Origin of the sequence: Corallococcus sicarius (genome assembly GCF_003611735.1) — a bacterium.
GTDB classification, from domain to species: Bacteria; Myxococcota; Myxococcia; order Myxococcales; family Myxococcaceae; genus Corallococcus; species Corallococcus sicarius.
Map to the genome: position 1 here is coordinate 1 of NZ_RAWG01000482.1, position 4944 is coordinate 4944.

The 4944-nt window shown below is 69.6% G+C and carries 4 protein-coding genes; 2 read left to right on the forward strand and 2 right to left on the reverse strand.

Annotation, left to right across the window (positions count from 1 at the left end):
* Positions 1-37: 37 nt before the first annotated feature.
* A complete protein-coding gene (locus tag D7X12_RS39230; RefSeq protein WP_120630265.1) occupies positions 38-958 on the reverse strand; it encodes a class I fructose-bisphosphate aldolase in 921 nt (306 codons plus the stop codon).
* 223 nt (positions 959-1181) lie between these two features.
* Here D7X12_RS39230 and D7X12_RS39235 point away from each other — a divergent pair, with 223 nt between their 5' ends.
* Entirely contained in the window at positions 1182-3008 is a 1827-nt protein-coding gene (locus tag D7X12_RS39235; protein ID WP_208719578.1) for a TolC family protein, read from the forward strand.
* Positions 3009-3074: 66 nt separating this feature from the next.
* Positions 3075-3710, forward strand: coding sequence for an MlaC/ttg2D family ABC transporter substrate-binding protein (locus tag D7X12_RS39240; protein WP_120630266.1), 636 nt, complete (start codon positions 3075-3077; stop codon positions 3708-3710).
* Positions 3711-3791: 81 nt separating this feature from the next.
* Here the strand turns inward: D7X12_RS39240 and D7X12_RS39245 are convergent, their stop codons facing one another.
* Positions 3792-4925 carry a GNAT family N-acetyltransferase gene (locus tag D7X12_RS39245; protein ID WP_120630267.1) on the reverse strand — a complete coding sequence of 378 codons (1134 nt, stop codon included), beginning with the start codon at positions 4923-4925 and terminating at the stop codon, positions 3792-3794.
* Positions 4926-4944: the final 19 nt, after the last annotated feature.

Genomic DNA, 4944 nt, shown 5'->3' on the forward strand with positions numbered 1-4944 from the left:
GGGGGCGGACGGCGGGCGTGGGCAGCCGGCCTGGGGGCTACTTGCCCGCGAAGATGTTCATCACGTCCTTGAGCAGCTTGATGGACTCGGCGTGCGGACGCTGGAACGCGTTGCGGCCCATGATGGAGCCGAAGCCGCCACCCTGGTGGATCTGCCGGATGTCGTCGATGAGCGCGGACGTCTCCTTCGACTCGCCGCCGGAGAAGATGACGATGCGCTTGCCGTTGAACGCGGAGCGCACGACTTCGCGCACGCGGTCCGCCAGCGTCTTGGTGGCGATGTTGGCCTTCTCGAAGGCCTTCTTCGCCTCCGGCTGCTCCAGGAAGTCCGTGGGCGGCTTCACCTTGATGACGTGCGCGCCCAGCTGCGCGCTGATCTGCGCCGCGTACGCCACCACGTCGATGGCCGTCTCACCCTCCTTGGACAGGGCGCCGCGCGGATAGGCCCAGAGCACGGTGGGCAGGCCGTAGGACTTGGCCTCCGCGATGATGTCGCGCAGGTCCTCGTACTGCTCGTTGCGGGCCGCGGAGCCCGGGTAGATGGTGTAGCCCACCGCCGCGCAGCCCAGGCGCACCGCGTCCTTCACGGACGACGTCACCGCGGACATGGGCGCGGCCGTCTTGGCCAGCGAGTCGGAGTTGTTCACCTTGAGGATGAGGGGAATCTCACCCGCGAGCTTCCCCGCGACGGCCTCCAGGAAGCCCAGCGGCGCCGCGTACGCGTTGCAGCCCGACTCGATGGCCAGCTGCGCGTGGTAGTCCGGATCATAGCCGGCGGGGTTCGGGCCGAACGAGCGCGCGGGACCGTGCTCGAAGCCCTGATCCACCGGGAGGATGACGAGCTTGCCGGTACCCGCGAGCGTGCCCGTGTTCAGCAGCCGCGCCAGGTTCGTCAGCGTGCCGGGGTTGTCGGAGGGGTACCAGGAGAGGATCTGCTTGACGCGGTCGGTGTAGGCCATGGGGTTTTCCTTGAAGGAAGGCGTCGAAACCGGCGCGCGATTCTGCGACCCCTCCGCGCGCCGACCAAGCTTCATCTGAAATGAATGTCCGCGATTGTCACGCGCGATACGCGCGCGCCGGACTGGGCGGAAGCCGACATCCGCAGGTGCGCATCCGTACACAGAAATGCTGCGCCGCCGCAGGCTTCCAGATATGCCCGCCGCACACGAGGCGGACCACAGTATGGGCAGAGAAGTCACCAGGGTCGTCGCAGTGGCAATGTTGCTTACCGGAGGCGTTGCGGGCGCGCAGCTCTCTCCCACGACCGCCCCCTCGAACGCTCCGGGGACAGGGGCTCCTGGCACCGCGGCCCCCTCTCCCGGCAACCTGTCACCGGCCACCATCCCCTCGCCGGGCACCTCGGGAAGTCAGGGCAGGCCGGGTAGCTCCACCTCGGGCTCCGGTTCGGCGCTGCCGCCGGGGCCCTCGCCGGTGAATCCCGGGCAGGCGGCCGAAGCCGGCAATGCCGCCCAGAGCGCCACCACCACCGCGCCGAAGACGTCCACCACGATGCAGGGCACGCCGGGCGCGGCAGCCCCCAAGGCAGGAACAGGAACGCCCGCTGTCGGCACGCCGGGCGCCGCGGAAGGAGGCCTTGGCGACAACGCCCCGGGCAACGACGTCTCCGGCGAAGGTCCGCCCGGCGACAGCGCGTCCGAGGTGGCCCGGGCCCCGGGCGCCCGGGCCGGCACGACGCCGCCCAAGGGGCCCATCACCCTGGCCCGGCTGGTGGCGCGGGCGCGCACCCAGGACGCGCGTGTGGCGGAGGCGAGCGCGGAGCTGCGCAAGTTCCAGGCGCTGTACCAGCAGGCGAAGTGGGCGTGGTTTCCCAAGTTCGAGATCACCCTGGGCGCGGGTGGCCCCGTCCCCGAGGCGCGCAACAATGGCCTGGGTGGCCCGCCCACCACGGAGGCGTCGCTGGAGGGCGACTGGAACTTCGGCAACGTGGGCGTGACGGTGTTCTCCACCGGCAACGCGGTGCTGCCGCTGTACACGTTCGGCAAGCTGACCGCGCTGGAGAAGGCGGGCGCGCAGGGGCCCATCGTCGGTGCGGCGTTGCGCGAGCGCGTGCGCGCGGAAGCCGGCTTCCAGGCCGCGCAGGCGTACTACGGCTACCAACTGGCGCGAGCCGGCCTGAAGCAGATGGAGGACGTGGCCAAGCGCCTCAAGGACGCGAGCGACCGCATCGACGCCCTCCTCAAGGAGGACTCGGATCAGGTGTCGAAGCTGGACACATACAAGCTTGGGTACTTCCGCCAGCTCGTGGAGTCGCAGCGCGCCAGCGCCGTGCAGGGGGAACAGTTCGCGCTCACCGCCATCCGGCTGCTGGCCAGCGCCGCCCCGGACGAGCCGGTGGAGGTGGTGGAGGAGGACCTGCCCCTGCGCGAGGACGTGAAGCTGCCCGACCTGGAGACCGCGCTGCGGGAGGCCAGCGAGCGGCGTCCGGAGTTGAAGGCCATCACCGCCGGCATCATCGCGCGGGAGCAGGAAGTGCTCATCCGCGAGCGCAGCTACTACCCGGACCTGGGGCTCGCGGGCTTCTACGACATCCGCTGGACGAGCAGCGCCACGCGCCAGCGCAGCCAGTTCGCGTACGACCCGTTCAACGACCGCACCGCGGGCCTGGGCCTCGTGCTGCGCGGCACCTTCGACATCCCCATCAAGGACGCGCAGCTGGAGCAGGCCCGCGCGGAGCTGGACAAGCTGCGCGCGCAGGAACAGACGCTCAAGGCCGGCATCCAGCTGGAAGTCACGCAGGTCCAGAGCCAGCTCGTCGCCGCCTACTCCCGGGCGAAGTCCTTCACCGAGGCGGAGAAGAACGCGAAGCGCTGGGCCACGGCCGCCTACGCGGCGTTCGACCTGGGCACCGGTGACACCCGCGAGCTGGTGGACGCCTTCACCGCGCTGGCCCAGGCCTCCGCGGAGCGGGGCAAGAGCTGGCACGACGTCCGTCTGGGGCTTGCCTCCCTTCAGCGCGTGACGGGTGCCGTCCCGGCGACGGATGAATAACCCTTCCAGGCTTCCAGTCGTTTCACGCGTCGTCTCACGCGTCCTTCAACCCGGAGCTTCATCCAAATGATTGCTTCCCTGCTTGCCGCCACGCTGCTCGCCGCCGCGCCCGTGGGCCCGCTCAATGTCGTGAAGTCGGGCAACGCGGACGTCCAGAAGGCCGCCAATGCCCCTGGCGCCACCGTCCAGTCGCTCGCGTCCGTGGTGGAGAAGTTCGTCGACTTCGAGGAGCTCGCCAGGCGCGCCCTCGGGGAGAAGGCCTGGACGGGCCTCACGCCTGCCCAGCGCAAGGACTTCACCGACACCATGACGGGGCTGCTGCGCGCCTCGTACGCCCAGAAGGCCATCGGCCAGGCGAAGGCGGACGTGAAGTACGGTAAGGAGAGCGTGCAGGGGAACGAGGCCACGGTCGACACCCAGCTCACCGTGAAGACGGACCAGGTGCCCGTGGACTACAAGCTGTACCGCACGTCGGCCAAGACGGACTGGCGCATCTACGACGTCATCACCGACGAGGTCTCCCTCGTGGAGACGTACAGCGGGCAGTTCCGGAAGATCCTCCAGACGAAGGGCTTCGACGGGCTGATGTCCACGCTGAAGTCCAAGCGCGCCCAGCTGGAGAAGGAGAACGCCAGCACCAGCGCGGCCTCCGTGAAGGACACCGCCGCCGGTGCGACGGGCGCGGCCCCGCAGGCGAAGTAGTCAGGCCGCCGGGGTTGTTCCTTCCGTCCGGGGCAGGGCGCCCGGGCGGAAGGATTTCGCGGTGGCGTCAGGGGGGGCTGCTCAGACGGGCCGCTGGAACACGCGGTACGTCTTGGAGTGCTGGCCGCCCATGGACTCGATGGCGCGGTTGACCAGGTGGTTGTCCTCCAGCGTCCAGGAGATCTCCCCGCCCGTGTAGCCCAGCGCCTTCGCGGTGCGCAGGGTGTCCAGGTACAGGATGGCGTCCAGGCCGCGGCGCCGGAAGCCCTCCTTGATGCCCAGCGTGAGCAGGCGCAGCCGCTTGAGCCGCCGTGACGCCAGCACCAGCTTCACCAGACCAATGGGCAGGCCGAACGTGGTGAGCCGCCCGTTCGCGGCCTTGAAGGCCTCGTTGGCATCCGGCAGCGTCATGGAGAAGGCGACGGGCTCTCCCTTCACCTCCGCGATGAGCACCAGTTCCGGACGCACGATGGCCTTCATCTCCTTGGCCATGTGGTCGAACTCGCGCTCGGTCATGGGGATGAAGCCCCAGTTCTTCTCCCACGCGGAGTTGTAGATCTCCTTGATGCGGGCGATCTCCGCGGGGAAGTCCTTCAGGCTCACGGGGCGCACGGTGATGCCGTCGCGCTGACGGATCTTCTCCGCGATGCGCGCCACCTTCTCCGGCGGCGCCGCGGACGCGGACAGCTCCCACGCCCACAGGTCCTTCGCCTTGGTGAAGCCGCACGTCTCCAGGAGCCCCAGGTAGTACGCGGGGTTGTACGGCATCATCAGCGCGGGGGGCGTGTCGTAGCCCTCCACGAGCAGGCCCCAGTCCTGGTTGCTGGAGAAGTTGGCCGGCCCCAGCACGCGGTCGATGCCGCGCGCCTTCAGCCACGCGCTGGCGGCGTCCAAGAGCCCCCGGGCGACGCCCGCGTCGTTCACGCACTCGAAGAGGCCGAAGAAGCCCTCCTTGGTGCCGTGCACCTCCATGTGGCGCGGGTTCTTGATGGCCGCCACCCGGCCCACCACCTCCGCACCCCGCCGCGCGAGGAACAGCTCCACCTCCGCGTAGTCGAAGAAGGGGTTCTTCTTCGGGTCCAGGAAGTCCTTCCGCTCCATCTCCAGCGGCGGCACCCAGTTCGGGTCATCACGGTAGAGGGCGTACGGCAGCCGGATGAAGGCCATCCGGTCCGCCGCGCCGCGCACGGGCGTCACCTGCACGTCCGTGGGCATGGGGGGAAGAGGGGAGGAG

Excerpts from the sequence above, each read along its gene's own strand:
- D7X12_RS39245 (WP_120630267.1), bottom strand. The coding sequence starts at position 4,925 with ATGCCCACGGACGTGCAGGTGACGCCCGTGCGCGGCGCGGCGGACCGG.
- D7X12_RS39230 (WP_120630265.1), bottom strand. The coding sequence starts at position 958 with ATGGCCTACACCGACCGCGTCAAGCAGATCCTCTCCTGGTACCCCTCC.
- D7X12_RS39235 (WP_208719578.1), top strand. The coding sequence starts at position 1,182 with ATGGGCAGAGAAGTCACCAGGGTCGTCGCAGTGGCAATGTTGCTTACC.
- D7X12_RS39240 (WP_120630266.1), top strand. The coding sequence starts at position 3,075 with ATGATTGCTTCCCTGCTTGCCGCCACGCTGCTCGCCGCCGCGCCCGTG.